This window comes from Streptomyces sp. SM10, assembly GCF_002910915.1.
GTDB lineage: Bacteria > Actinomycetota > Actinomycetes > Streptomycetales > Streptomycetaceae > Streptomyces.
This window is the reverse complement of record NZ_NEUF01000081.1, coordinates 1-26775: the sequence shown is the minus strand read 5'-3', so window position 1 is coordinate 26775 and position 26775 is coordinate 1. Positions and strand designations below refer to the sequence as shown.

Sequence of the window (26775 nt, the reverse complement as noted above, 5' to 3'; positions counted from 1 at the left end):
GCGGCACTGAGTGCCGTCAACTTTCTCATCCTGCCCCCTGGATCCCGGTTCCGGAAGGGCTCAGTGATGTTTCCCACCGTTTTGATCGATCATTTTTCCGGGACCTCTCCGGCCGTGCCGCCACGGAGCCGGAAGTCCAGTCCCGTACAGCGCCTGCCAGCGGAAACCGTGCGGACCGCCTGCCCGATGGCCTTGCGCGAACCGACCAGTACGACGAGCTTCTTGGCCCTGGTCACGGCGGTGTACAGCAGGTTCCGCTGGAGCATCATCCAGGCACTGGTGGTGACGGGGATGACGACCGCCGGATATTCGCTGCCCTGGGAGCGGTGGATGGTCATCGCGTAGGCATGGGCCAGTTCGTCCAGTTCGTCGAAGTCGTAGACGATCTCCTCGTCCTCGTCGGTCAGGACCGTCAGCTTCTGCTCGTCCGGGTCGAGAGCGGTGACGACACCGACGGTACCGTTGAAGACCCCGTTTTCCCCCTTGTCGTAGTTGTTCCTGATCTGCGTCACCTTGTCGCCCACCCGGAAGACCCGGCCGCCGAACCGCTTCTCCGGCAGGCCGGGACGGCCTGGGGTGATGGCCTGCTGGAGCAGTCCGTTGAGATGTCCCGCACCGGCCGGTCCGCGGTGCATCGGGGCGAGGACCTGCACGTCACGGCGGGGGTTCAGGCCGAACTTGGCGGGGATGCGCCGTGCCGCGACATCGACGGCGAGCACGCCGGCGTCCTCCGTCTCGTCCTCCACGAACAGGAAGAAGTCGTCCAGCCCCTCGGTGAGCGGCGGCACACCGGAGTTGATCCGGTGGGCGTTGGTGACGACGCCCGACTTCTGCGCCTGCCGGAAGACGGTGGTCAGCCGCACCGCGGGAACGGGCCCGCCCTCCGCGAGCAGATCCCTCAGCACCTCCCCGGCACCGACCGAGGGCAGCTGGTCGACATCACCGACCAGCAGGAGATGGGCACCGGGTGCCACGGCCTTGATCAGCTTGTTGGCGAGGAGCAGATCGAGCATCGAGGCCTCGTCGACGACGACCAGATCGGCGTCCAGCGGCCGTTCACGGTCGTAAGCGGCATCCCCTCCGGGCTTCAGCTCCAGGAGCCGGTGCACAGTGGAGGCTTCGGCACCGGTCAGCTCCGAGAGCCGTTTCGCGGCCCGCCCGGTGGGGGCGGCGAGCACCACCTTCGCGTTCCGGGCGCGGGCCAGCTCGATCACGGAGCGCACGGTGAACGACTTCCCGCAGCCGGGGCCTCCGGTGAGGACGGCGACCTTCCTGCTGAGCGCGAGCCGGACGGCCGCCTCCTGCTCGGGGGCGAGCGTCGCCCCCGTACGCCGCGCGAGCCAGGCCAGAGCCTTGTCCCAGTCGACGTCCTGGAAGGCCGGCATCCGGTCCTCCGGCGTCCGCAGCAGGCGCTGCACCTGGGCGGCCAGGGCGATCTCGGCCCGGTGGAAGGGGACCAGGTAGACGGCGGTGACCGGCTGCCCGTCCTCGGGGCCGGGCACCTTCTCCCGTACGACGCCCTCCGGATCCTCGGCCAGCTCGGCCAGGCAGTCGATGACGAGCCCGGTGTCGACCTGGAGCAGCTTCACCCCGTCGGCGATCAGCCGCTCCTCGGGGAGGAAACAGTGCCCCTGGTCCGTGGACTGCGACAGGGCGTACTGGAGTCCGGCCTTGACCCGCTCGGGACTGTCGTGCGGGATGCCGACGGCCTGGGCGATGCGGTCGGCGGTGAGGAATCCGATGCCCCAGACGTCGGCGGCCAGCCGGTAGGGCTGGTTCCTCACGACGGAGATCGAGGCGTCCTCGTACTTCTTGTAGATGCGGACCGCGATGGAGGTGGAGACGCCGACGCTCTGGAGGAAGACCATGACCTCCTTGATCGCCTTCTGCTCCTCCCAGGCGGCGGCGATCATCTTCGTCCGCTTCGGACCGAGTCCCGGGACCTCGACCAGCCGCTTCGGATGCTGCTCGATGATGTCGAGGGTGTCGACGCCGAAGTGGGTGGTGATGCGGTCGGCCATGACCGGCCCGATGCCCTTGATCAGCCCCGAGCCGAGATAGCGGCGGATGCCCTGGATGGTCGCCGGGAGGATCGTCGTGTAGTTGTCGACCTGGAACTGTTTGCCGAACTGCGGGTGCGAGGCCCAACGCCCCTCCATCCGCAGGGACTCGCCCGGCTGCGCACCGAGCAGCGACCCGACGACGGTGAGCAGATCACCCGCACCCCGTCCGGTGTCGACACGGGCGACGGTGTAGCCGTTCTCCTCGTTGGCGTAGGTGATGCGCTCCAGGACGCCTTCGAGCACGGCGGAGTTGGACATGGTGCCGACGGTACCGGTCCCGGCTGACAGTCCGCCGGGACGCCGACCGTCGGGGAGGCCCTGCGAGGACGAATACGGGCGGATGTGCCACCCGCCCTGGTCCGGGCGCGGAGGCGTCCCTATGCTGCGATCTGCCCCCACGCCGTCGCCCAGCCCCCGTCCGGCCCCGGCGCCACTCTTCGCCGCAGAGGACTTCACCCATGCCTGTCCGCAGGATCGCCGCCTTGGCCGCCATACCCGTCGCCGTACTGCTCCTGGCCGCCTGCGGGAGCGACGACGTGCACGGCACGATCACGGAGAAGGAGCACAAGGCGGCCCGCACGACGTGGAGCACCGAGCCGGTCACCAAGCGCACGTGCACGACGAAGCGGAGCAACGGCGACAGCAAGCGGTCCTGCCGCACGGTGAAGACGGGCACCAAGCGCGTATCGCACCGCGAGCCGGAGTGCTGGCAGATCGAACTCAACGACGACGAGCACGAGTTGTGCATCTCGAAGAGCCGATGGGACAAGGTGCGCGTCGGCGACACGTGGTGACCGGCCCGCCCGGGGTCTTTCGTCCGGGCCAGGCCCCGCGAGCCCGGCGTGATCCAAGCCGGAGGCCCTGGCGCGGCCCCAACCGGTCCGTCCGTCGAGCAGCTCGCGGACGATGTCGAGGTGGCCGGCGTGGCGCGCGGTCTCCTCGATCATGTGCAGGAGGATCCGGCGCAGGACGGTGACCTCGAGGCCGTGGACCATCGCGAGCCCGCCGGCCCGCTGTGCCCTGAGGTACCCGGACGGTGTTTCCTTCTCTCTGTCGTCGGTCATGGTGAATCGGGCCGGCCGGCACTGACGTCGGTGCTGACGCTCGGCTTCTGGTGGCCCCGGCGGGCGGCGCGGTCCGAGGTCACCTCGCCGCCCGCCCGCCGTACGTGGCTACTTCCGGCCGCGGACCGCCGCGACCACTTCGCCGATCATCATGGTGTTCTCCTTGTCCGCGCTGTCCCCGAGGGCGAACCGGCTCCGGACGTACCCGTAGGCGAAGCCCCGGGCGGGACTCGCGAACGCCATGGCACCGGCCGCTCCCCCGTGGCCGAAGGCGTCCGCGCCCAGTACGTCGTAACGGGCGTCGAGGACCTGGAATCCCAGGGCGAAGCGGCTCTCGTCACCACCCACCAGGTCGGTGCCCTCCGAGTGGATCCGGGTGAACGTCTCGATCGTGTCCGGGTCGAGCAGCGCCGGGCTGCCGTCGAGGACGCCGATGACCGCCGCGAAGGCGGCGGCCGCGCCCCGGGCGGAGGCCACGCCGCCCGCCGAGCCCTGGCCGAGAGCCCTCGTGAGCCGGAAGTTCGGGAAGACGGACAGGTCCGGCAGGTGAGCGGTACTGAAGGCTATGTCCAGCAGCTTCCGCGACTCCGGCTCGGGCTCCTCGGCCCCCGGTTCAGGCACCGCAGGGGTCACGGGCAGGTAGCGCGCGTCCAGTTCCTCGGGCAGCCCCAGGAAGAAGTCGGCGCCGCGCGGAGCCCGCACACGCAGCTCCCACCAGTCCTGCAGGCTCCGGCCGGTGGCCCTGCGGACGACCTCGCCCGCGAGCGCGGCGATGACGAGGCCGTGGTAGCCGAACGCCGTACCGGGCGTCCAGTAGGGGGCCTGCGCGGCGAGGCGCCCGGCCATCAGCCGGTCGTCGGCCAGCTCCTCGATCGTGAAGACGTCGTCGACGCCGACCACACCTGCCTGGTGGGCGAGCAGTTGCCGAAGCGTGATCCGCTCCTTGCCGGCCTGACCGAACTCGGGCCAGTACGAGGACACCGTGCGGTCCAGGTCGAGCACTCCGTCCTGGACGAGCAGGGCCACGACGATGTACGCGGCGCCCTTGCTCACCGAGAACACCCCGGTCAGGGTGTCCCCGTCCACCCCTGGACCGGCCCAGAGGTCCACGACGCGCACCCCGTCGCTGTAGACCGCCAACTGCTGCCCGGTCGGCTGCGGTTGCTCCCGCACGACGTGGGCGAACGCCTCCCGCACGCCTTCGAATCCGTCGTGCACCTGCCCGTGCACCGTGCCTTCACCGGCCTCGCGGTCGCTCGTCAACATGCCTCTCCCTCTTCTTCCCGTGCGGTCGCGGTCGTCCGGTCCCGCCCTGACGCCCGCGGGGGCCCACCGATGCCCCTGCCCGCGCATTCTCGGTCCCGCCCGGCGAGGACACCAGCAGTGACCGGCCCGGGCGTCCGGCTCCCGCCCTCACTCCCCTTCCGCCTCCGCCCGCGCCTACGCGTCCGCGTCCGCGGGGAGACCTGTCCCCCCGCACGACGTCCGCGCGGCACGGGGCCGCGCCCCGGCATTCCGCGACAGGACGCGTGGAAGGGGCCGGGAAACCCGCCTCGGCGCCCCGCTCCGTGCCCCCTTCAGGCCCCTCGGCGGGCTGTTCGGGGCGGTCCAGGCCCCCTCCGGCGCTCCCCGTCCCGCCTCTGCGCGAGACACTCGCAGCAGCCCGCCCACGACCCCGCCGCAACACCTCTGACCTGGGGTGATTCCTCTTTCTCACCTAGAATCGACACCTCGGGAAGGGGGCTCCGGATGGACCGGAACATACGCTCGGTGGACGATGTCATGCGGCTCATGGACGGCCTGTTCGCGCCGGATGCCGACCGGTGGACCGAGCAGGGGACCGACTGGTGGGACGGGTTCTACGAGGTCCGGTCCAGGCCCGTGCCGTTCTTCGTGGCGAAGCCGGACGAGAGCCTCGTGTCGTACGTCGAGCGCGTGCTGATCATCCCGGGACGCGCCCTCGACGTCGGCTGCGGGCCCGGGCGCAACGCGTTGTATCTCGCCTCGGCCGGCTTCGAGGTCGATGCCGTGGACCTGTCGCCCGGGGCGCTGGCCTGGGCCGAGGAGCGGGCCACCGAGGCCGGGGCGGACATCCGCTTCCGCTGCGGTGACGTCTTCGCCCCGGGCGAGGGCGCACCGGAGGGACCGTACGACCTGATCCACGACTCGGGCTGCTTCCACCACCTGCCGCCGCACCGCCGCGTCGGCTACCTCGCCCTCGTGGACCGTGTCCTCGCTCCCGGCGGGCACCTGGCCCTCACCTGCTTCGCCTCGGGCTCCATGGGATCCGAGCTGCCCGACGCGGAGCTCTACGGCACGGCGGAACTGCACGGGGGGCTGGCCTACACGCCGGAGTCCCTGCGCCTGATCTTCGGCGAGCTGGAGGAGGTGGAGTTGCGCCGGATGCGGGACGAGCCGGCCGACTCCCCCCGGTTCGGCGAGGACTTCCTCTGGACGGCGCTGTTCCGGAAGCCGGAGGGTGCGGGCACTCTCAGTCGATGACCGCGACGGCTTCCACCTCCACGAGGTGCTCGGGCACGTCGAGAGACGCGACGCCCAGCAGTGTGCCCGGCGGAACCGGTGTGGCGCCGAGCTTCGCGGACGCCCGGTCCACCCCGTCCAGGAACTGGGGCATCTTGTCGGGGGTCCAGTCGACGACGTGGACCGTCACCTTCACCACGTCGGCGAAGGAGGCACCGACTCCGGCGAGTGCCGTGGCGATGTTGAGGTAGCACCGCTCGACCTGTGCGGCCAGATCGCCCTCGCCGACGGTGACGCCGTCGGCGTCCCAGGCGACCTGGCCCGCCAGGAAGACGAGCTTCGAACCGGTCGCGACCGACACCTGGTGGTAGGCGTCGATCTCCGGAAGTCCTTCGGGGTTCACCAGGGTGACGGCCATGCTGCTCACCTTTCTCGCCGCACACGACCGCGGCCGGCCTGTGCTCTCTTGTGGTTACCCGGGAACCGTAGGAGAGTGTGGCGCTGACGTGGAAGAACGCACTTTTCGGTGACAGGGGAACCAGAAGGTGACCAAGCAGTTCAGCGGCTCGCCGGAGGAGCAGGCCGATCTGAGGCGTGCGGACTCGCTCGCCCGGGAGATCTTCTCCGACGTCGCCAACAAGTGGGCGCTGCTGATCATCGAGGCCCTCGGGGAGCGCACCCTGCGCTTCAGCGAGGTCCGGAGCGCCGTCGACGGCATCAGCCACAAGATGCTCACCCAGAACCTGCGGATGCTGGAGCGCAACGGGCTGGCCGAGCGGACGGTGTACCCCACCGTGCCGCCGCGTGTGGAGTACCGGCTGACGGAGCCGGGACGGGGGCTGCGGCAGACCGTGGACCTGATGTGTGACTGGACCCATCAGCACATCGGCCATATCGAGTCCGCACGCCGCGACTTCGGCAACTGAGTGCCCCGACCCCCCTTCCGGGCGGGCCGTCCAGGACCGTGACATTGCGCGGCGGGCCGGTTCCGGCGGCGATTGCGTCGCCGCTCACTCCGTTCAACACTGGGTGGGGGTCACCGTGCCGAAAGAGGATGTGCGCGAGGAATGCCCAACGCCGACAGCGCAGACAACGACAGGCAGGGTTCGGACCGCTCCTACGGGGTCGTCGTTCCCGACAACGACACGGGCGCCGAAGGCCCGTCGGACGTGTTCCTGGATGTACCGAACCTTCATCTGGACGAACTCGGTCTGGAGGTCGAAAACCTCAGAGCCCGCGTCTCCCTCCAGGCCGAGGTACTGGACCTGCTCAAACTGAACGTCGGGGCCGATGTGCAGCTCGGCCGGGTCCAGCTGGATCTGACCGGGGTCGATGTCGAGGCGCAGCTCAAGGTGCGGCTGCACAACGTGGCGACCATCCTTGCCCGGGTCCTGCAGACGATCGACCGCAATCCCCAGATCCTCGAACAACTGACGCGCGGAGTGGGCTCGGCCGTCGAGGAGATCGGCAGCGGGACAGGCAGAGCCGTCGGCGAACTCGGTGAGGGCGCCGGCGGAGCCGTCAAGGATGTGGGCCGGGGCGCGGGTTCCGCGGTGGAAACCGTGGGAGAGGGCGCCGGGTCCGCGGTGGAAACCGTCGGTGAGGGCGCCGGGACCGCGGCGGCGGAGGTCGGCGCAGGTGCCGGTGACGCGGTGGACGCCGTGGGGTCCGATGCGGGCGCCGCGGCCGAAGACATCCCGACCGCCGTGGCCGACCGGGGTGCGGGGTCCCTGGCCGACGCGATCGGGGGACGCGTGCTCGGCCTCCTCGGCAAGGAGAACGAGACGTCGTCGGCGGACGAGGACGAGGACGAGGAGAGCGCGGAACCCGGGGAAGAGGACGAGGAGGAGAAGCCTCCGCCCGCTCGGCGTCGGCGCCGGGCCGCCCCTCGCAAGGACGCCGCTGGAAAGGCGCCACCCGCAAAGAAGTCGGCTCCCGCCAAGAAGGCCGCCCGGCCCCCGGCCGAGAGGACCGCTGCCAAGAAGACCGCTGCGAAGAAGACGGCCGCCAGGAAGACCGCGCCCGCGAAGAAGACGGGCGGCAGAGCCGGGTCGTCGGCCGGTAAAGCCCCGAAGAGCACGGCCGGTCGCCCCCGACGACGGAGTTAGCCCGTCATGACAAGGACCCAGGAAGCCCGAACAGGGCGAGGAAACCACTGTCGGTACACCTTGTCGCCGAGTACTACCCCTCCGGCTTCTTCGAGAGGACCGGAAAGGAAGAGCAGCCGCCGTAGATCCCGCACCACGCCGGACATCGCACCAGGGAGGGCGCCTGAACCCGGCGCGCGGAAAGCCCCGTCGAACGCGGAATGGGGCCCGGCCCACAGGCCGGACCCCCCTCGCTTTCCCCCTCCGTCGGGCTTCCCGATCCCCCCGGACCCCTCCCCGGAAGTCCCGACGCTGAGTACGACCGGGGAAGGTGCGCAAAGGTTGCACGCCTTTGCGATTTCTTTGCCTCCGCCTGTCCGGGCGCCTCTCAGCAGGCGTGTTCCAGGTATCGGGCGGCGACTTCGGCGATCACTTCCGCGCCGTCGCGGGCCCAGAGGCCCTCGTTGAAGATCTCCACCTCGATCGGCCCGTCGAAGCCGGTCGCCTCGACCTGTCGGCGCATCGTCCGGAAGTCGACGCATCCGTCGCCCAGTTGGCCACGGCCCACCAGAACTCCCGCCGGAAGCGGGGTGATCCAGTCGGCCAGCTGGAAGGAGTGGATCCGGCCGCCCGCTCCCGCCCGCGCGATCTGCACGGCCACCTGGTCGTCCCACCAGATGTGGTAGGCGTCGACGACCACCCCGACCTGCTCGGCGGGGAAGCGCTCCGCGAGGTCCAGGGCCTGGGAGAGGGTGGAGACGACACAGCGGTCCGAGGCGAACATCGGGTGCAGCGGCTCGATCGCGAGGCGCACACCCCGCTCGGCCGCGTACGGGGCCAGCTCCGCCAGCGCGTCGGCGATCCGGTCGCGGGCGCCGAACAGGTCCTTGTCCCCCTCGGGCAGCCCGCCGGAGACCAGGACCAGGGTATCGGTGTTCACCCCCGCGGCCTCGTCGACCGCGGCCCGGTTGTCGTCCAGGGCGCGGGCCCGCTCCGCCGGATCGGACGCCGTGAGGAATCCGCCGCGGCAGAGGCTGGTGACGGTGAGGCCCGCATCCTCCATCAGCCGCCCGGCGCGCTCGACGCCGTACTCCTGGACGGGCGCCCGCCACAGGCCGACCTGCCCGATGCCGGCCTTGGCGCAGCCCTCGACGAGCTCCGGCAGGGAGAGCTGCCGGACCGTCTCCTGGTTGATGGACAGGCGGGACAGCTCGGCACTCATCGGCTTCCTCCGCGCACGCTCAGCAGCGCGCGCATGCGCGACTCGGCCAGCTCGGGGTCCGGGAACAGGCCGAGGCGGTCGGCCAGTTCGTACGCCTTCGCCAGGTGCGGCAGCGAGCGGGCTGACTGGAGACCGCCGACCATCGTGAAGTGGTCCTGGTGGCCCGCGAGCCAGGCGAGGAACACCACGCCCGTCTTGTAGAAACGGGTCGGGGCCCTGAAGAGGTGGCGCGACAGCTCGACCGTGGGGTCGAGGAGGTCGCGGAACCCCTGGACGTCCCCGGTGTCCAGGACCCGCACCGCGTGGGCGGCGAGCGGCCCGAGCGGGTCGAAGATGCCGAGCAGCGCGTGGCTGAAGCCGCGGTCGTCGCCCGCGATCAGCTCCGGGTAGTTGAAGTCGTCGCCGGTGTAACAGCGCACCCCGCTGGGCAGCCGGCGGCGTACGTCGATCTCGCGCTCGGCGTCCAGGAGCGAGATCTTGATGCCGTCGACCTTGTCCGGATGCTCCGAGATGACCTTCAGGAAGGTGTCCGTCGCGGCGTCGAGGTCCGCGCTCCCCCAGTAACCCTCCAGCGCCGGGTCGAACATCGGGCCGAGCCAGTGCAGGACCACCGGCTCCGCGGCCTGGCGCAGGAGATGGGCGTACAGCTCCTGGTAGTCCTCGGGGCCGTTCGCCGCGGCGGCCAGCGCGCGGGAGGCCATCAGGATGGCCTGTGCGCCGCTCTCCTCGACCAGCGCGAGCTGCTCCTCGTACGCCGCGCGCACCTCGGGGAGCGTCGCGGGGCCGGTGAGCTGGTCGGTGCCGACGCCGCAGGCGATCGCTCCGCCCACGGACTTCGCCTCGGCGGCCGAGCGGCGGATCAGCTCCGCCGCTCCGGCCCAGTCGAGGCCCATGCCGCGCTGGGCGGTGTCCATGGCCTCGGCGACGCCCAGACCGTGCGACCACAGGTGGCGGCGGAAGGCGAGGGTGGCGTCCCAGTCGACGGCGACGGGGTCGTCGGGGCTGATGTCGGCGTACGGGTCGGCGACGACGTGGGCGGCGGAGAAGACCGTACGCGAGGCGAGGGGAGCCCGGGACGGTGCCAGGTCGAGCGGGGTGGCGCGGGGTTCGTAGAGGCCCTGCGGCAGGTGGATGGTCACAGGCTCAGCTCCGGTACGTCGAAGCGGCGGCCCTCGGCCGAGGACCTGAGGCCGAGCTCGGCGAGCTGGACGCCCCGGGCGCCGGCCATCAGGTCCCAGGTGTAGGGCTCGTCGAGGACGATGTGGCGCAGGAAGAGCTCCCACTGGGCCTTGAAGCCGTTGTCGAACTCGGCGTTGTCGGGGACTTCCTGCCACTGGTCGCGGAAGGGCTCGGTGACCGGGAGGTCCGGGTTCCAGACCGGCTTGGGGGTGGCCGAGCGGTGCTGGACGCGGCAGTTGCGCAGGCCCGCGACGGCGGAGCCGTGGGTGCCGTCGACCTGGAACTCGACGAGCTCGTCGCGGTTGACGCGGACCGCCCAGGAGGAGTTGATCTGGGCGACGGTGCCGCCGGCCAGCTGGAAGGTGCCGTACGCGGCGTCGTCGGCGGTGGCGGCGTAGGGCTTGCCGTGCTCGTCCCAGCGCTGCGGGATGTGCGTCTGGACGTGTGCCGAGACGCTCGTGACCTGACCGAACAGCTCGTGCAGGACGTACTCCCAGTGCGGGAACATGTCGACGACGATGCCGCCGCCGTCCTGCGCGCGGTAGTTCCACGAGGGGCGCTGGGCGTCCTGCCAGTCGCCTTCGAAGACCCAGTAGCCGAACTCGCCGCGCACGGAGAGGATCTCGCCGAAGAAGCCGCCGTCGATGAGGCGCTTCAGCTTGAGCAGGCCCGGGAGGAAGATCTTGTCCTGGACGACGCCGTGCTTGATGCCCGCGTCGCGGGCCAGACGGGCCAGTTCGAGCGCGCCCTCGACGTCGGTGGCGGTGGGCTTCTCGGTGTAGATGTGCTTGCCGGCGGCGATCGCCTTCTTGATCGCCTCGACGCGGGCCGAGGTGACCTGGGCGTCGAAGTAGATGTCGATCGACTCGTCGGCGAGCACCGCGTCGAGGTCGGTGGACCACTCGGTGAGGCCGTGCTGCGCGGCGAGCGCCTCCAGCGCGTGGGCGCGGCGGCCGACGAGCACGGGCTCGGGCCACAGCACCTCTCCGCCGCCGAGGTCGAGGCCGCCCTGCTCGCGGATCGCGAGGATCGAGCGCACCAGGTGCTGCCGGTATCCCATGCGTCCCGTGACGCCGTTCATGGCGATGCGCACTGTCCTGCGTGTCACGAAAGTTCCCTCCATACAGCCGTAGCAAGCGCTTTCTATGCGGTATGACGCTAGCCTGCCGACAGTGGCCCGGACAAGAGGGGCCGCGCCAGAACTCCTCGGAGGAGAGCGATGACAGTCACCCTGGCGGACGTTGCGGCCCGCGCCCGGGTGTCCCCGGCCACCGTGTCCCGTGTCCTGAACGGCAACTACCCGGTGGCCTCGTCCACCCGGGAGCGGGTCCTGCGCGCGGTGGACGACCTGGACTACGTACTGAACGGACCGGCCAGCTCGCTCGCCGCCGCCACGTCCGATCTGGTGGGCATCCTCGTCAACGACATCGCCGACCCGTTCTTCGGCATCATGGCCGGGGCCGCGCAGAGCGAGATCGGCGGTCCGGGCGACGGGTCGGGCCGCGGGGGCGGCGAGAAACTCGCCGTCGTCTGCAACACCGGCGGCTCCCCCGAGCGCGAACTCACCTACCTCACCCTCCTGCAGCGCCAGCGCGCCGCGGCCGTCGTCCTCACCGGCGGTGCGCTGGAGGACCCGGCGCACCAGGCGGCGATGGCGGCGAAGCTGGCCAGACTCGCGGACGCCGGTACCCGGATCGTCTTCTGCGGGCGCCCCCCGCTGCAGGACACCGACGCGGTGACCGCCGCGCTGGCCTTCGACAACCGGGGCGGTGCCAGGCGCCTCACCGAGCACCTGATCGCCCTGGGACACCGGCGCATCGGCTACGTCGCGGGACCCCTGGAGCGCACCACGACCCGGCACCGGCTGGAGGGCCACCGGGAGGCCATGAAGGCGGCGGGGCTCTACGGGGACGAGGAGAGCGTCACCGTGCACGGCCCGTACGACCGGAGCTCCGGCTACGACGCCACGCTCGAACTCCTGCGCCGCGAACCCGAGGTGACGGCCGTCGTCGCCGCCAACGACACCGTGGCGCTGGGTGCCTGCGCGGCGGTCCGGGAGCGGGGGCTCCGCATCCCCGAGGACGTCTCGGTGGCGGGCTTCGACGACCTGCCGTTCGCGGTGGACGCCGTGCCGGCCCTGACGACCGTACGACTGCCGCTCTTCGAGGCGGGGGCGCGGGCCGGGCGGCTCGCGATGGGCAAGGAGACGCCCCCTCCGAGTGGCGTGGCGACCATCGACGCGGAGCTCATGGAACGCGGATCGACGGCGCCGCCGTCCCGCTGAGGGGGGTGTGGCCCGTACGGCCGGCCCGCTGAGCGGGGTGCGCCCCGTGCTGTCGACCGCCCGCTGAGCTGGGTACGCCCCGTGCGGCCGCCCCGCCGAGACGGGTAGGCCCCGTACGGCCGCGGTGCGACGGATCGAAAGATGGGGGGAACTCCCCCATGTGCGGGCCGTCGCCTCCCCCCAGGATGGTCACGGGGAGAACCACAGGGGCCTCCCCGGCAGGGGAGGTGAACGCGGTGGTGAAGAGGGAAGCAATCGGCGGTACGGGCCGGGCGAACGCCCCGCGCCCCCTGGCGGACCTCGACGGCCCCGACCGCGCCCCTCTGGCGGACACCGGACGCCTCCTCGGCCCCGGCGAGCACGGCGACACACCGTTCTCCGAGTCCGGCTCCGGCTCCGGCTCCGGCTCCGGCGAGCACCGCACCCCGCTTTCCGGCTCAGGCGAACACGGCGCCCCGTGGTGGGCTCCCGGCACGGCCGGACCGTACCCCGGTACGGAACCCGGCTGGGCCCGGTTCGTCCGGGAGACCGTGGCGGGCGCGTCGTGGGAGGCGCGGGTCGCGGACCGGGAGTACCCGGAGCTGACCGGCTTCGAGGTCGTCGTGGCCCCCTTCGCGGACCGGGCGGCGGACCGGCTGACGGACGCGGTCTCCGGGGAGGCCGGCCGGCCGGGTCCGGGCTCCTGCCCCGCCGCCGTGCTGGAAGGCTTCCGGCGCCACGTCGCCCGCCACCTGGCCCTGCTCGCCGCCCGGACCCTCGTCTCGGAGCTGCACACGGCGCGGGTGGGCGGCAGGCTGAACGGGGAGGAGCCCCGCGAGCGCTTCCGGCACTTCCTGCGGCTGACCGGGAGCCGTACCGGCCTCACCTCGCTGGTCACCGGGTATCCGGTCCTGGCCAGGATCCTCGCGCAGGCGGCCATGAACGCGGCGGACGCCTTCGCCGAGATGCTCCTCAGGCTCGCCGCCGACGAGGAACTCCTGCTCTCCTCGGCCGTGTTCGGCTCCCGGAGTGCGGGGCGGTCCGCCGGCTCCGGGCCGCACGCACTGTCCGGGGTGACGGTCGGCACGGGCGACAGTCATCGCGGGGGCAGGTCGGTGATGCTGCTGCGGTTCACCGACGGGTCCCGGCTGGTCTACAAGCCGCGTCCGCTCGCCGCCCACCGGCACTTCGGCACTCTGGTCGAGTGGTTCAGCTCCCTCCCCGGGACGCCCGGTCTGCGCACGCCCCGGGTCCTGGACCGGGGTGCGTACGGCTGGGCGGAGTTCATCGAGGACACCCCCTGCCGCTCGACGGCCGACACCACGCTCTTCTACCGGCGCCTGGGCGCGCTGCTGGCGCTCCTCCACGTCCTGGACGGCACCGACCTGCACCACGAGAACCTCATCGCCTGCGGTCCCCATCCCGTCCTGGTCGACGTGGAGACGCTGTTCCACCCGCCTCTGACGCAGGCCCCGCCCGCCGATCCGGCCGCAGGGGCCCTGCAGGTCTCGGTCCACCGCGTGGGCCTGCTCCCGCAGTTGCTGGTCGGGGACACCACCGCCCTCGACATGTCCGCCGTCGGCGGCGGCCGGGCGGCGTCCTCACCGCTGGAGACGGCCTCCTGGGCCGCGGCGGGCACCGACACCATGCATCTGGTGCGCACCACCGGGCGGTTCGCCGAATCGGCCAACGTCCCCACGCTGGACGGGGTCCGCGCCGATCCGTTCCGGTTCACCGACGTGTTGTGCGACGGATTCCGCGCCGCGTACACGGCGGTCAGCGACTCCCGCGGCGAACTACTGGGCCCGGAAGGGCTGCTGAGCCTCTTCGCGGACGACGAGATCCGTTTCGTGCCCCGGCCGACCCATACGTACGCCACGCTGCTGCACGAGTCGACCCACCCCGACCTCATGCGCGACGCCGCCGAACGGCAGCAGGTCTTCGCACTGCTGCGCACCGGCGCTCTCGGCACTCCCGCGCTGCCCGGCCTGGAGGACGAGGAGATCGCGGAGCTGTGGCAGGGCGACGTACCGGTGTTCACCTCCCGCCCCGGCTCCGCGGAGGTGTGGAGCGGCAACGGCCACAGGGTGGCGGGCTCCACGGCCACCGGCCTGGCACGGGTCGAGGCGAAGCTCCTCGCCCTGGACACGGTGGACCGGCAGGACCAGGAGCGGATCATCCGCACGGCCATGGTGAGCACCTCGACCGAGCCCCCGCACCGCGCCCGCGGACGCGGCCGGCCGCGGACCGAGGCGACCGCCCCGGAACCGGACCGCCTGCTCTCCGCCGCACGGTCGGTGGGCGACCAACTGGTGTCGCTCGCCTACCACGGCGGGGGCCGGGCCAACTGGATCGGCCTGGAGCTGCTCGGCGAGCGCTACTGGCGCCTCACGCCGCTGGCCGCGGATCTCGCGGGCGGCTACACGGGACCGGCACTCTTCCTCGCCCAGCTGGCGTCGCTGACGGGGGCCGCCCGGTACGCCGAGGCGGCGCGTGCCGCGCTGGCGCCGGTGCCGGGTCTCCTGGACGTGCTGCACCAGCGCGGGGACGACCTCGGGGTGCTCGGCTCCGGCGCCTTCGCCGGGCTCGGCGGCATCGCGTACGCCCTGGCCGAGGTCGGCACGCTGCTGGACGACCCCGGGATACGGGACTGGGCGGGGCCGGCCACCCGGCTGTGCCGCGCGGCGAGTTCGGCGGAGGATGGTCTCGGGGTGCGCGGCGGGGCGGCCGGCGGGCTGGTGTCCCTGCTCGCGGTGCACCGGGCCACGGGCCGGGAGGAGGCGCTCGGCGGCGCCGGGCACTGCGCCGAACGGATCGCGCAGGCACCACTCCCCGCGTCCCCTGGCTTCGCGGACGGGGCGGCGGGCATCGGCTGGGCGCTGCTGCGGTTCGCCGGGGCGGGCGGCGGTGCGCACTACCGGAGCGCCGGACTGGACGCCCTGCGCCGTGCCACGCGCGGCGGACAGGACGGCGGAGCCTGGTGCGAGGGGGTGGCGGGCGTCGCACTCGCGGTCGCGGACAGCCCCGGGGCCCTGGCCGATCCGGAACTCTCCGGCTGGCTGGCGGCGCACGCCGACGACGTGGCGCGGGACGTGCCGCCCGGCGACGACAGCCTCTGCCACGGCGAGCTGGGCGTGCTGGAGCTGCTCGGCCACGGCGCCCTGCCCCGTCTGCGCCCCCACTGGCTGCGTCGGACCGGCACCCTGCTGGCCGCCGCCGACCGGGCGCAGTCGCACTGCGGGACGCCCGGACACCTGCCTCACCCCGGGCTGCTCACCGGCCTGTCGGGTATCGGACACGGACTGCTGCGGGCGGGATTCCCCGACCGGATCGGTTCCGCACTGCTCATGCGCCACTCCACGGGGGCCGACCGGTCCCCCGCACCGCAGACATTGTCGACCAACGACCAGTAGACGAGGCAGAGATGACACAGATCAGCGAATCCAACGGGTACACGGACACCACGGCGGCGCACGCGGGCGGCACCGAACACCCCGCCGGCCGCATATCGCTCGGCATCAGCGGCGGGCTGGGGCTGCGGAGCAGACTCCTCAGATCCGCCGAGGGCGAGACGGGCCCCGGCGACGAGTTCCCGTGGACCACCTTCACGATTGTTTAGTCCTTTCCTGCCGTTACACCCGATCATGGGCGGAAAGATGCCCACTGCCGCACTCTGTACGGCTCCAGTAGCCTGCGGCCATGCGTGCGAATTCGCCGGTCGTCGTCGGACGTGACGAGGAGATCGGCCTGCTGAGCAGCGCCCTGGACGCCGCACGTCGGCGTTCGGGGCGCGCGCTGTTCCTCGTCGGTGAAGCGGGGATCGGCAAGTCCCGTCTGGTGGGCGAGTGCGCCTACCGGGCCTACGGACTGGGGATGCCGGTGCTGCGGGGGCGGGCCGGTTCCACCGGCCTGGTCGTCCCCTTCCGCCCTCTGGTGGAGGCCCTCTCGTCCCACTTCCGGGCGGCGGGCACCCCGACCGACCCGGAACTGGTGCCGTACCACCCGGCGTTGGCCCGGCTGGTGCCCGAGTGGCGGAGCGGGACGTCCTCCGGCTACTCGGAGACCGTGGTCGAGCTGGCCGAGGCCCTGCTGCGCCTGCTGTCGGTCCTGGGCCGGGACGGCGGCTGCGTGATGCTGCTGGAGGACCTGCACGACTGCGACACGGAGACCGTCGCGGTGGTCGAGTACGTCATCGACAACCTGGCGGACCTGCCCGTCCTGCTGCTGGGCACCCTGCGCCCCGAACCGGGGGCGGCACTGGACCTCGTACGCTCTGCCGAGCAGCGGCACACGGCGGCGGTGACGGAGTTACGAGGGCTCGGCGACGCCGAGGTGCGGGCCCTGACCGGCGCCTGTCTGGACACCCCGCCCGAGCGGATACCCGAGGCGCTCCAGCAGCGGCTGGTCGAGCGCGCGGCGGGCAATCCCTACCTCGTCGAGGTGCTGCTGGACGATCTGCTGGACACGGGCAGGCTGCGGCGCACCGAGGACGGCTGGGAGACGGCCGAGCAGCCGGACGGGACCCTGCCGTCGCGCATCCTGCGGAGCTGGTCGCACCGGCTCGACCGGATGGACGAGCCGGTGCGGGACCTGCTGCTGACGGCGGCGACCCTGGGCAGCCAGTTCTCCGTACCGGTCCTCCAGACCGTCACCGGCCTGGAGGACCGGGCTCTGTTCACCCACCTGAGATCCGCCGTCGAGACGGGTGTCATCGCCCCGGACGGAGCGGCCCCCGACCGCTACACCTTCCGGCACGCCCTCACCGCGGAGGCGCTGGTCTCCTCGCTCGCACCGGCGGAGCGCGCCGCGCTGGCCCGGCGTGCGGCGACGGCCGTGGAGCGGTCCGGGGAGCCGCTCGACGAGGACCGGCGCCAGCTCGTGGCGTCGCTGGAGCTCGCCGCCGGCAACCGGGCGGGCGCCGCACGCCAGTTCGCGGAGGCGGGGCGCCGGATGCTCGCCTCGGGTTCGCACGGCTCGGCCGTGGTCCTGCTGGAGCGTTCCCTCTCCCTGGCCGCGGAGGCCGACCTCGCCGCCGTCACCGAGTCCCTCGCGGTGGCCAGGGCGGAGGGCGGAGACCTGGACGGCGCTCTGGCGCTGGCCGACTCCCTGTCCCCGGTCCCGGCGCGCTCGGAGGCCGCAGTCCGGCGCGGGGAGGCCCACATCAAGATCGCCTGGGTGGCGGTCATGGCGGAGCGCGCGGCCGATACGGCCCGTCAGATTACCTCTGCCCGCAGCCTGTTCGGGCCGGAGCCGTCCCCGGCGCACGATGCCTCGCTCACCGTGGTCGACGGCCACCTCTCGCTGCTCCCCGGCGAGGAACGCCGGGACCCGGCTGTCGTCGAGCGGGCCGCCCGCGAGGCCGCGGAGACCGCCGAGGCCGAAGGGCTTCCGGTCGTGGCCTGCCAGGCCTGGCAGTTGCTGGCGCTGCTCTCCCGGGAGAGGGGCTTCGACGCCGCCGACGCCTGCCTGGAACGGATGCTCACCCTCTCCACCGAACACGCGCTCCCCCTGTGGCGGGTCGAGGCGCTGGTGCGTCTGGGGGTCAACGGCTTCATGCGGACCGGAGACGCGGGCCGGCTGCACTCCGCTCGCGCGGCGGCCGCGGAGCTCGGTTCCCTGCTGCTGGCCCAGACGGTCGACGGACTCCTCGCGATGAACGCGGTGATGTGCGCCCGGTGGGACGAGGCGGAGGAGATCACCGGACGGTCGGTGGAGGCCAGCGCCAGGATCGGCAACCACGGCGCCCACCGGTACCTGCTGCTGGCCGGGGCCGCCACCGCGGCGCACCGCGGCCGACGGCGGGAGAAGGACCGGGCGCTGGCCGCCTTCCGCAGGGCCGGAGGGGAGCAGTCCGCCCTGGTGCCCCTCCAGCTCGGCTTCTGCGGGGCCCTCGGGGCACTCCTGGACGAGGACCGCCCGCGGGCCCTGGCCGATCTGGACGCGTCCCTGGCCTGGGAGCACGACCACCCGAGCTACTACTACCTGAGCGGCCGCTACGGGCTGCGCCCGCTGCTGAGGGTGCTGGCGGGTGAGGCGGCGCCCGGCGAGTACGAGGCGGTGGCCGGGACCTCCGGTGCCGCCCTGGCCTGGAACCGGCAGTTCCTGGAGCTGGCGGCGGCCGTGCTGCTCGGCCGGGAGGGCGACCGGACGGGCGCCGAACGGCGGATGGCCGCCTTCCACACCCGGTCCGCCGCCTTCCCGGTGGCCCGCCACCTCGGCCTGCGGCTGGTCGCGGAGGCGGCGTTCGCCGATGGATGGGGCGAGCCGGTCGTGTGGCTGCGCACCGCGGAGGAGTACTTCTACGCCGCCGGGGTGCAGCCCGCGGCGTCGGCCTGCCGGGCCGTCCTGAGGCAGGCGGGGGTGAGCGTGACCCAGCGGCGCGGGGGCCGTGACCGGATTCCGTCGTCCCTGCGGACGAACGGGGTGACCCCGCGCGAGTACGAAGTGTTCGTCCTGCTGCCGGAGCGGCCGGGCAACCAGCAGATAGCCCAGCGGCTGTCCATCTCGCCCCGCACGGTGGAGAAGCACCTGGCCAGCCTGCTCAGCAAGACGGGCCGGGCCAACCGTACGGCGCTGTGCGAATTCGCCGCGGAGTGCGTCACCGACCAGCCCTGAGCGGACGGCGCCCCCGGCGGGCGCTTGGATGGGGGGAACCTCCCCACGGCATGGGGGCCGGGGGGAGAAGGTGCGGGTACGCGCCCCGGAAGATGCGGGCCCGGTACGGATGTGCCCCGTTCCGTATCGCGGCAGGATCACCCGGTGTACGGCACAGCTTGCCGCTCCTCCCCCGACCAGGAGGCCCCGCTGATGACCCGCCCCTCCACGACTGCTTTCCCTGGTTCCCCCGGCTCCTCCGGTTCCTCCGGTTCCTCCGGCACGGTGTACTTCTCGCTGCTGGGACCGCTCTCGGCCGAGGCGGGCGGTGTACCGCTGCCGCTCGGCCCGCGCAAGCAGCGCCTCGTCCTGGCCACCCTGCTGTCCCGCCCCAACACCCCCGTACCGGTGGACGTGCTGACCGACGTGGTGTGGCCCGAGGGGCCGCCCCGTACCGCGCGCAAGAACCTCCAGGTCTACGTCAGCGCGGCGCGCTCGCTGTTCGCGCCGGGCGACGGGGGCGACCGGGTGGTGCACGGCTGCGGCGGCTACCGGCTGCGGGTGGAGGAGAACGAGCTGGACACCCTGCGCTTCCGGGCACTGGCCCGCGCGGGCCGGGCCGCCGGGGAGCGGGGGGACCTGCGGACCACCGCGCGGCTGCTGAGGGAGGCGCTGGACCTCTGGGGGGAGCGCCCGCCGCTGCACGACCTGCGGGACTCCGCCGGGGTGGCGGAGGAGGCCGAGCGGCTGGAGGCCCGCTGCCTGACGGTCTACGAGGACTGGGCCGAGGCGGAGATCGAGACCGGCCGGGCAGCCGTAGCCGTGGACGGGCTGCGGGACCTGGTGGAGCGTCACCCGTTCCGTGAGCGGCTCCGCGCGGCCTGGATGAACTCACTGCACCAGACGGGCCGGCAGGCGGAGGCGCTGGCGGTGTACGACGACTACCGCCAGCTGCTGGCCAGGGAGCTGGGCCTGGAGCCGAGCCCGGCGATGGCGGCGCTCTACAGGTCGGTGCTCGGCAGGCGCCCCGCGTCCCGCTCCGGCACGGCCGGGAGCGCCGCCTCCGGTGTCTCGCTGCCCGCGGACAGCCGGCACTTCACCGGCCGCGAGGACGAACTGGCCCGGCTGCTGGACGTGTCGGGCGGCCCGGAGGGAGCGGTGCTGATCGTGTCCGGCCCGGCCGGGGTGGGGAAGTCGGCGGTGGCCGTGCGGGCGGCGCACCTGCTCGCGGACCGGTTCCCGGACGGCCGGGTCCATGTCCGGGCCCGGCGGGAGGACGGCACGCCCCGCACCAGGGCCGACGTGCTGGACGAGCTGGGAAGGCTGTGCGGCGTGACCGGCCCGGGACGGCCCGACGTCACGGAGGCCGAGAACACCTGGCAGAACTGGCTCTCGGAGCACCGTGCCCTGATCGTCCTGGACGACGTGGCGGACGAGGCGTCGGTGCGCGGGCTGCTGCCGAGGTCGGGCCGGTCCTCGGTACTGCTCACGGCCCGGGGGCAGTTGGCGGGCCTCGCACCCGTGCACCGGGTCGCACTGGCCGCGCCCGAGGACGGCGAGGCCCTGGAACTGCTGGGCAGACTGATCGGGACCGACCGGCTGTGCTCGGACCCCGCGGCGGCGCTCCGTGTCGTCCGTGCCTGCGGGGCGCTGCCCCTGGCGGTGGTGGTGAGCGGCATGCGGCTGGCGGTGCTGCGGCATCTCCCGCTGGCGGAGTACGCGGCCCGGCTCGACGACACTCCCTCGGCACTGGACGAACTGGTGGCCGGGGACGTGTCCGTGCGCTCCCGGATCTCGGCGGGCTGGCAGGACCTGAACGCAGAGGACCGCCGCGCGCTGACACGGCTGGCCGTGCTCGCGGGCGACGGCGGATTCACCCTGGAGCGGGCGATGGAGGCGCTGGGCTGCCCGGAGCGGGAGGCCATCCGCAGCGTCGAGTCGTTGATCGGCTCGGGTGCCGTGACCTCCCCGCCAGGTGAGGTCACGGCACACGCCGTGCGCTACGAGGTGCCCCGCCTGCTCTGTCTGTACGCCGCCGAGCACGCGGGGGCGGACAGCAGTGGCAGGCGGGCTCCTCTGGGCTCCCGGGAGGCCGCCCTCCCGCTCAGCCGAGGGTGAGCAGCTCCAGCAGACCGGGGGCCGTCCCCCGCGCCCCGTCGCGGCCGGGGGACAGGAAGTCCAGCCCCAGCAGCAGTCCGGCGGCGCCGGTGGCGAGGTCGGCGGAGCAGCGCCGCAGGGTCGCGCCCGGGACGAGCAGCCGGTCCTCCTGGGCGATCAGGTGCCAGGAGAGGTTGCGTACGGAGGCCAGGACCCCGGGCCCGGTGCGGGTCGCGGGGTCGAGCTGGCCCGCGGCGGCCACGAGGCCCGCGCGCCCGGTGAACAGCCCCGGTTCACGGACGAACTCCATGGCGCAGCCCTTGCCCACCCGGGGGATGAGGGCGCTCAGGGCGGCGTCCTCGTGCCGGGCGGTGTACGCCTGGGCCACCAGCGCGACCCCCGAGCTGCCCTGGTCGAGGTAGAGCAGATGGCGTCGGCCGTCCTTCACCTGGAGCGTGCCGTCCTGCATGGGGACGAGGTGTCCGGCCTCGCGCTCCAGGGCGGCGCGGGCGGCCCGCAGCAGCCAGGCCTCGCCGGTCAGCGCGTGCAGTTCCAGATGGAGCAGGGCGGCTCCGCTCAGGCCGTGCAGGAGCCCCGCGGACTCCGGGAGGCGCAGGCCGTCCACCGGCTCGCCCCGCACCAGCCGGTCCAGGTCACGGGCGGTGCTCAGGGCGAGGTCGGTCAGCGGGCCGTCCGGGGCCGTGCCGCACGCCCGGGCCGTGCGGAGGGCGGCGAGGGCGATGCCCGCGCGCCCGGTGAGCAGGTCCGCCGACGCGGCCGGGGGCGCGGCGGACAGGGCGCGGTCCCACAGCTCACGCCCCTGGCCGGTGCGGCCGAGGAGGCAGAGCACGAGGGCCGTGCCCGGCAGCCCCTCGAAGAGGCCGCCGGGATCGGCGGGGTCCCTGCGCGACGCCGCCGCCGCGAGCCAGTCGGTCCACTCGTCGGGAACGGGCGCACCGGTCCGGTGCAGGGCGTAGAGGACACCGGCCGCACCGTTCGCGAGGTCGCTGCCGCCCGTGGCGAAGAGCCCCGGACCCCCGGGGAAGAGGCGGTCCGCCCGTCCGGGCGTGGCTCCGGCGTGGATGCCCGCCAGCAGCCCGGCGCGGATGCCCGCCCAGTCCACGTCCACCCCCTCGAACAGGGCGGACACCTGGGCCTCGCGCCGCCGCGAGGCGTCCAGCCCGTGGAGCAGTGCCGGGCGGCGTGGTCCCGCGTCGGCCGCCAGTCCGTAGCGTCGGCGTGCCCAGCGTTCCAGGGTGAGGGCTTTGGCCCTCTCCAGTCCGGCCATCTCCATGACCGGCATCAGCATGGTGAGCCAGGTCGCCCAGAGCGCGTAGGCGTCGGCCTCGGCGCCGGGGGTGCCCTGGGGCGCCTGAAGTCCCTGACCGCCGGCCAGCGGGGTGTCCACGTCGTCGAGTGCGGTGGCGTACTCGAAGTCGACGAGGACGACGCGTCCGTCGGGCCGGACGATGATGTTGGAGGGGTGCAGATCACCGAAGCGCAGACCGCGGGCGTGGATCGCGTCCAGTGCCCGGGAGAGCTCGCCCGCCACCGCGTCGGTCCATGCGACGTAGGGGGCGAGTTCCTCCGCGGTCACCGCGCCGCGCACCAGGGCGAACCGGGCGACGATCTCGTCGAGCAGCGTGTTCCCCTCGATGTGCTCCTCGATCAGGAAGTGGTGCTCCCAGACGGTCCGGACGCCGTACACCTCGGGCACGCACTCCAGCCCGGCCAGCGCGGTCAGCGCCCGGTGCTCGCGGTGGAGCCGGGTGACGGCGTCGTCGCCCGACGCGTCGAGTCCGGAGTGCGGGCGCGCTTCCCGGAGCACCACGCGCTGTCCGGTCTCCCGGTGCCTGGCGAGGTAGATCCCGCCCGCGTTGGAGAACTGGAGGGCCTCGACGACCGTGTAGGGGAAGGTGTCGTCACGGGCGGCGGCGCGTGCCGCGAGGTGCGGTCGCAGGGCCGGGGGGACCTCGACCCACTCGGGCACCCGGAACACCACACCGCGTTCGTCCGGGACCAGTTCGCCGGAGGGGGCGCGCAGGGCCGGCACCCGGCGGCCCTCGGCGTCGGTGCACCAGCGCGGCAGGTAGGCGCCGTAGCGCGTGTACACCGGGGCGTCGCCGATCCGCAGGTCACTGAGGACGTAGGGACCCCGGCGCCCCGCCAGCGCGTGGGTGAGCTCATCGGCCAGCGTCAGGAACACGGTCTCGTCGGGCGGGTAGACCGCGATGAACTTACCCGCGCCGCTGCGGTTCATGTGCTTGTCCGCCATCAGTCTCAACGCCCGTGCGCTGCGAAGGAACTTGAACGGGACACCGTGGCTCAGGCAGATGTCCGCGGTGTCCCGCAGGGTCTTCTCCGCCTCCTCAGGGACGGTGGAGACATGGATCTTCCAGCCCTGCTCGGCCGGTTCGCCGTGCTCGGGCACGAGTGAGGTCCACAGCCCCGCGGTCCCGCGCCGCCAGCCGGGCGGGGGCGGTTGGGTGTCGAGCGGGTAGCGGGACTCCTCGTCGGGCAGCCGGGCCGGGACGTCGTAGTACGTGCGGTCGGCGAGGCAGTAGAGCGGGGTCTCCTGGATGCGTGGCACGCTCGGCTCTCTCTTCTCGAAGCCCGCCGGCCCTGCGGGCGCGGGGCGGGCGGTGGCTGCGGACGCGCCTCGGGGCGTCCCGTTCCGTCTCCGGCCGCGCGGTTCAGTCGCCGGGAGCGGCACGGTTCGCACCGGCGGGTGCGGGGCCGACGGGTGCGGGGTCGGGGCCGGCGGGTGCGGGGCCGGTGGCCGGCTCCGGCTGACGCACCGCGGCGGGTTCCGGGGCAGGAACGTCGGCCGGCTCCCGCGCTGGGCCCTCGGCCGGTTCCTCCCGGCCGGTGGGGTCCGCCGGTTCCCGGGACGGGGTCTCCCGTGCGGACGGGGCGAAGGTGACCACGAGGGCCGACGCGGCCAGCACGCAGCCGGTCAGGGCGAAGGCCCAGCGGACGCCGAAGGCCGACAGCAGGATTCCCCCGGCCAGCGGTCCGAGCGGCTGGACCATCGAGGACAGGAAGCCGGCCGCGCTCTGCACCCTGCCCACCTTCTCCTCCGGGGTAACGACCAGGAGGGTGGACAGGAAGCCGATGCTGGCGATCGTGGACAGGCACATGCAGAGCGCGCACATCAACCCGGCGACCAGCGGCCGGCTGATCCAGGCCATCACCCCGGCGGCCAGCACACAGGTCCAGCAGGTCGCCAGGATCAGCGAGCGGGTGCGCCGGTCGGGCCGCATGCGCGGCGCGAGCAGTGCCCCGCCCAGCGCCCCGGCGGACACGCAGGTGATGACGAAGCCGCCGCCGACCCCGGAACGCCCTCCCTCGGAGAACGCGGTCAGCGCGGTGAAGGTGAGGGCCCCGAACGCGAAGTTCATGCCCAGGCCGAAGACCAGAAGGACCGTACGCAGGTAGGGGATCCGCCACAGGTACGCCAGGCCGGCGGTGAGTTCCTCCCGGGTGAACACCGCGCCCGCCCTCTTCCGGGCGCGGGAGCGGGTGCGGACGAGGGCCACGCAGATCGTCGACAGCAGCAGGCCCAGGGCCTCGGCCGCGAACGGCAGGGCCGGGTGGATACCGAAGAGCGCGCCCCCGACGAGCGGTCCGACCAGCCTCGCCGTCTGGGTGCGTGCCTGCAGCCGTGCGGTGGCGGTGCCCATCTCGTCGGCCGGGACGACGGCGCGCATGAGGCCGAAGGCGGCCGGCCCGTAGACGCTGCTGATGACCGCACCCGCGGCGGCGACGAGCAGGACGAGCGCCATGGGGGCGTGCCCGAACCAGACGGCCGTGGCGAGCGCCGTGACGACGGTCAGGCTGCCGACGTCGCAGAGCCTCATCAGCCGGCGGCGCTCGACGCGGTCCGACATCACCCCGCCGGGCAGCATGGCGATCAGCACGGCTCCCACGGACACCGTGCCGACGGCGCCGGCCTGCACCGCGGAGCCGGTCTCCTTGAGCACCAGCAGGGGGAGGGCGAGGGCGCTCATCTGCCCGCCCAGCACCGCGAAGAGGCCGCTCAGCCAGAGCAGCCGGAAATCCCTGTTGCCGCGCAGCGGCGTGGTCATGGTGAACTCCCGGTGATGGTCGGGGGCGTGAGCGAGGGGTGCGTGCCGTGCCCGTCCGGGCCCGGGGCCCGCGGACGGCACCGGCCGGAAGCAGCGGCGGGGCGGCTCCGTCGAAACGGAGCCGCCCCACGTCACCGGCCGGCCTGGCGCCACGGCGGGAGGTCCTGCCTCGACCTCCGTGGCACCGTCCGGGTGCGTCCGGTCAGTTGGCGTCCAGGACGACGCTGATCACGCTGACGCAGCTGCCGGCCACGTCCTTCTCCTGGGCGGCCGTCTCCTGGAGGTCCAGCACGGAGTGTGCCTCGACCTCGGGGGTCTCCTCGTTGTTGTCGTCGGCGGCGGGCTTGGTGTTCTCGGACATGGTGGTCTCCGTCCACTCGTCACTGCGCTGGTCCCGGGGCCGGCGGGATGCCCCGCGGTCCGGTGCGGCGGGCTGTTGCCTGCCGTTGCCGAGAAAGTTAGGAGGGCCGGCCTGGTAGACGCTTCAGCGCCGGTATGGCTTTGGTATCGGGCCAGTTCGGGGTGTGTCCGCGGACCGGGAGCGTGCCTCCGGCGCGGTCCGGCGGGGCCGGTGAGCTGGGCCCATACCGCTCCTGAAGCGGCCGTGGACCGGCGCCGAACCGGCGCGGGTGAGCCTGGGTACGCGCCCGACGCGCCCCGGCCCTCTGAAGGAGGCGGCCCCGCATGGAACTCGGCGAACTCGTCGGCCGGCGGCCCTTCCCCGCCGCCGGCCTGCTGCTCGGCCTCACCCGGCGCTGCCCCCTGAGCTGCGCCCACTGCTCGACCGGATCGTCCCCGGCCGTACGGGAGGAGCCCGACCCCGGCCAACTGGTGCGCTTCGTGGAGTCGTTCACCCCGGAGAACCGACCCGACGTCGTCATGCTCACCGGCGGCGAACCTCTGCTGCTGCCCTCACTCGTGGAGGAGCTGAGCGCACGCGCCCGCGCCGCCGGATCGCGTACGGCGCTGCTCAGCGGCATGTTCTTCGCACGGTCCCGGCGGATTCCGGCTCCGGTCCTGCGGGCGGTCGAGTCCGTGGACCACTTCTCCGCGAGTCTGGACGCCCACCACGAACGGGAGGTGTCCCGCGCCGAGGTGTTCCGGGCCGTGCACCGGATCCGGGAGACGGGCACGGCGGTGAGCTTCCATCTCACCGGCACGGGGACGGACGATCCCTATCTCGCCGGCATCACCCGCGCCGTGGACGAGGAGTTCGGCGGCCTGGTGCCGTCCCTGGTCAACGAGGTGCGGCCGTTCGGCCGGGCGGCGTCCTGGGCCGCCGCCACCCGCACCGGCCCGGAGCCGGGTGCGGTGTCCCCGTGCGCCATGGCCGCCTGGCCGGTGGTCGCCTTCGACGGGACGGTGCTCGCCTGCTGCAACCAGGACACCGTGGACCGGCGGCCCGCCCCCGCCCACCTGCGTCTCGGCCACCTCGCCACCGACGACTGGGCCGCCGTACGCCGGCGGGCCCTGGAGTCACCGGTGCTGCGCATGATCCGCACGGTCGGCCCCGCCCACCTCGCCGAGCGCTCCGGTGTCCCCGCGCGCGGCCTCTCCTACTGCGACGGCTGCCGGGCCCTCGGGGCCGACAGCCGGGTGGCCGCCGAGGCGGGCTCGGTGGCGGCGGGAGCCGTGGG

19 protein-coding genes and 1 pseudogene are annotated in these 26775 nt (G+C 73.2%); 10 read left to right on the top strand and 10 right to left on the bottom strand.

Annotated elements, in window-relative coordinates; genetic code table 11:
• Positions 1 to 89: 89 nt before the first annotated feature.
• Positions 90 to 2321 (bottom strand): ATP-dependent RecD-like DNA helicase, encoded by a 2232-nt coding sequence (locus tag B9S57_RS11570; RefSeq protein ID WP_103515461.1) that lies wholly within the window; start codon positions 2319 to 2321, stop codon positions 90 to 92.
• A 200-nt stretch (positions 2322 to 2521) separates the two neighbouring features.
• Between B9S57_RS11570 and B9S57_RS11565 the strand changes: the two genes are divergently transcribed.
• Positions 2522 to 2857 carry a hypothetical protein gene (locus tag B9S57_RS11565; RefSeq protein ID WP_103515460.1) on the top strand — a complete coding sequence of 112 codons (336 nt, stop codon included), beginning with the start codon at positions 2522 to 2524 and terminating at the stop codon, positions 2855 to 2857.
• Between the two features lie 81 nt (positions 2858 to 2938).
• On the opposite strand, the pseudogene B9S57_RS11560 reads toward B9S57_RS11565, so the two are convergent.
• Together B9S57_RS11560 and B9S57_RS11555 are read right to left on the bottom strand one after the other, a co-directional pair.
• A pseudogene (locus tag B9S57_RS11560) lies at positions 2939 to 3049 on the bottom strand (DUF664 domain-containing protein); the annotation flags it as partial.
• Between the two features lie 186 nt (positions 3050 to 3235).
• On the bottom strand, positions 3236 to 4393 hold the full coding sequence (locus B9S57_RS11555; RefSeq protein WP_103515459.1) for a serine hydrolase: 1158 nt from the start codon (positions 4391 to 4393) through the stop codon (positions 3236 to 3238).
• 483 nt (positions 4394 to 4876) lie between these two features.
• Between B9S57_RS11555 and B9S57_RS11550 the strand changes: the two genes are divergently transcribed.
• Complete coding sequence (locus B9S57_RS11550; RefSeq protein WP_103515458.1) at positions 4877 to 5629, top strand: class I SAM-dependent methyltransferase; 753 nt, start codon at positions 4877 to 4879, stop codon at positions 5627 to 5629.
• Here B9S57_RS11550 and B9S57_RS11545 read toward each other — a convergent pair.
• On the bottom strand, positions 5619 to 6026 hold the full coding sequence (locus B9S57_RS11545) for a RidA family protein (protein WP_103515457.1): 408 nt from the start codon (positions 6024 to 6026) through the stop codon (positions 5619 to 5621). The genes B9S57_RS11550 and B9S57_RS11545 overlap by 11 nt on opposite strands.
• 127 nt (positions 6027 to 6153) lie before the next feature.
• Between B9S57_RS11545 and B9S57_RS11540 the strand changes: the two genes are divergently transcribed.
• Both B9S57_RS11540 and B9S57_RS11535 read left to right on the top strand, forming a co-directional pair.
• Complete coding sequence (locus tag B9S57_RS11540) at positions 6154 to 6534, top strand: helix-turn-helix domain-containing protein (RefSeq protein ID WP_103515456.1); 381 nt, start codon at positions 6154 to 6156, stop codon at positions 6532 to 6534.
• A gap of 141 nt (positions 6535 to 6675) precedes the next feature.
• Positions 6676 to 7716: a hypothetical protein gene (locus B9S57_RS11535; protein WP_103515455.1), complete on the top strand. Its 1041-nt coding sequence runs from the start codon at positions 6676 to 6678 to the stop codon at positions 7714 to 7716.
• Positions 7717 to 8083: 367 nt separating this feature from the next.
• On the opposite strand, the gene B9S57_RS11530 is transcribed toward B9S57_RS11535, so the two are convergent.
• From B9S57_RS11530 to B9S57_RS11520, 3 genes are read right to left on the bottom strand one after another with little or no spacing between them, the layout of a single operon-like run.
• The gene (locus B9S57_RS11530) at positions 8084 to 8917 is read right to left on the bottom strand and encodes a sugar phosphate isomerase/epimerase (protein ID WP_103515454.1); all 834 of its coding nucleotides are present in this window, start codon (positions 8915 to 8917) and stop codon (positions 8084 to 8086) included.
• Positions 8914 to 10056 carry a dihydrodipicolinate synthase family protein gene (locus B9S57_RS11525; protein ID WP_103515453.1) on the bottom strand — a complete coding sequence of 381 codons (1143 nt, stop codon included), beginning with the start codon at positions 10054 to 10056 and terminating at the stop codon, positions 8914 to 8916. The genes B9S57_RS11530 and B9S57_RS11525 overlap by 4 nt, the downstream gene beginning before the upstream one ends.
• Positions 10053 to 11204 (bottom strand): Gfo/Idh/MocA family protein, encoded by a 1152-nt coding sequence (locus tag B9S57_RS11520; protein ID WP_103515452.1) that lies wholly within the window; start codon positions 11202 to 11204, stop codon positions 10053 to 10055. The genes B9S57_RS11525 and B9S57_RS11520 overlap by 4 nt, the downstream gene beginning before the upstream one ends.
• A gap of 111 nt (positions 11205 to 11315) precedes the next feature.
• Here B9S57_RS11520 and B9S57_RS11515 point away from each other — a divergent pair, with 111 nt between their 5' ends.
• From B9S57_RS11515 to B9S57_RS11495, 5 genes are all read left to right on the top strand, one after another.
• Entirely contained in the window at positions 11316 to 12380 is a 1065-nt protein-coding gene (locus B9S57_RS11515; protein WP_103515451.1) for a LacI family DNA-binding transcriptional regulator, read from the top strand.
• 239 nt (positions 12381 to 12619) lie between these two features.
• Complete coding sequence (locus B9S57_RS11510) at positions 12620 to 15772, top strand: type 2 lanthipeptide synthetase LanM family protein (protein WP_374935928.1); 3153 nt, start codon at positions 12620 to 12622, stop codon at positions 15770 to 15772.
• A gap of 11 nt (positions 15773 to 15783) precedes the next feature.
• Positions 15784 to 15978 (top strand): hypothetical protein, encoded by a 195-nt coding sequence (locus B9S57_RS11505; protein WP_103515450.1) that lies wholly within the window; start codon positions 15784 to 15786, stop codon positions 15976 to 15978.
• A gap of 80 nt (positions 15979 to 16058) precedes the next feature.
• Positions 16059 to 18974: an AAA family ATPase gene (locus B9S57_RS11500; RefSeq protein WP_103515449.1), complete on the top strand. Its 2916-nt coding sequence runs from the start codon at positions 16059 to 16061 to the stop codon at positions 18972 to 18974.
• Positions 18975 to 19166: 192 nt separating this feature from the next.
• Positions 19167 to 21071: a BTAD domain-containing putative transcriptional regulator gene (locus B9S57_RS11495; protein ID WP_103515448.1), complete on the top strand. Its 1905-nt coding sequence runs from the start codon at positions 19167 to 19169 to the stop codon at positions 21069 to 21071.
• On the opposite strand, the gene lanKC is transcribed toward B9S57_RS11495, so the two are convergent.
• The 3 genes from lanKC to B9S57_RS34425 form a co-directional block, all read right to left on the bottom strand.
• Positions 21058 to 23640 carry a class III lanthionine synthetase LanKC gene (gene lanKC, locus B9S57_RS11490; RefSeq protein ID WP_103515447.1) on the bottom strand — a complete coding sequence of 861 codons (2583 nt, stop codon included), beginning with the start codon at positions 23638 to 23640 and terminating at the stop codon, positions 21058 to 21060. The genes B9S57_RS11495 and lanKC overlap by 14 nt on opposite strands.
• Positions 23641 to 23743: 103 nt before the next feature.
• On the bottom strand, positions 23744 to 25138 hold the full coding sequence (locus tag B9S57_RS11485) for an MFS transporter (protein WP_103515446.1): 1395 nt from the start codon (positions 25136 to 25138) through the stop codon (positions 23744 to 23746).
• 202 nt (positions 25139 to 25340) lie between these two features.
• On the bottom strand, positions 25341 to 25499 hold the full coding sequence (locus B9S57_RS34425) for a hypothetical protein (RefSeq protein WP_181011320.1): 159 nt from the start codon (positions 25497 to 25499) through the stop codon (positions 25341 to 25343).
• Positions 25500 to 25822: 323 nt separating this feature from the next.
• On the opposite strand from B9S57_RS34425, the gene B9S57_RS11480 reads away from it, so the two are divergent.
• A partial coding sequence (locus tag B9S57_RS11480; RefSeq protein ID WP_103515445.1) for a radical SAM protein occupies positions 25823 to 26775 on the top strand: 953 nt, incomplete at its 3' end.

Coding starts and splice junctions, on each gene's coding strand:
- B9S57_RS11570 (WP_103515461.1), bottom strand. CDS start 2,321: ATGTCCAACTCCGCCGTGCTCGAAGGCGTCCTGGAGCGCATCACCTAC.
- B9S57_RS11565 (WP_103515460.1), top strand. CDS start 2,522: ATGCCTGTCCGCAGGATCGCCGCCTTGGCCGCCATACCCGTCGCCGTA.
- B9S57_RS11555 (WP_103515459.1), bottom strand. CDS start 4,393: ATGTTGACGAGCGACCGCGAGGCCGGTGAAGGCACGGTGCACGGGCAG.
- B9S57_RS11550 (WP_103515458.1), top strand. CDS start 4,877: ATGGACCGGAACATACGCTCGGTGGACGATGTCATGCGGCTCATGGAC.
- B9S57_RS11545 (WP_103515457.1), bottom strand. CDS start 6,026: ATGGCCGTCACCCTGGTGAACCCCGAAGGACTTCCGGAGATCGACGCC.
- B9S57_RS11535 (WP_103515455.1), top strand. CDS start 6,676: ATGCCCAACGCCGACAGCGCAGACAACGACAGGCAGGGTTCGGACCGC.
- B9S57_RS11530 (WP_103515454.1), bottom strand. CDS start 8,917: ATGAGTGCCGAGCTGTCCCGCCTGTCCATCAACCAGGAGACGGTCCGG.
- B9S57_RS11515 (WP_103515451.1), top strand. CDS start 11,316: ATGACAGTCACCCTGGCGGACGTTGCGGCCCGCGCCCGGGTGTCCCCG.
- B9S57_RS11505 (WP_103515450.1), top strand. CDS start 15,784: ATGACACAGATCAGCGAATCCAACGGGTACACGGACACCACGGCGGCG.
- B9S57_RS11500 (WP_103515449.1), top strand. CDS start 16,059: ATGCGTGCGAATTCGCCGGTCGTCGTCGGACGTGACGAGGAGATCGGC.
- B9S57_RS11495 (WP_103515448.1), top strand. CDS start 19,167: ATGACCCGCCCCTCCACGACTGCTTTCCCTGGTTCCCCCGGCTCCTCC.
- B9S57_RS11485 (WP_103515446.1), bottom strand. CDS start 25,138: ATGACCACGCCGCTGCGCGGCAACAGGGATTTCCGGCTGCTCTGGCTG.
- B9S57_RS34425 (WP_181011320.1), bottom strand. CDS start 25,499: ATGTCCGAGAACACCAAGCCCGCCGCCGACGACAACAACGAGGAGACC.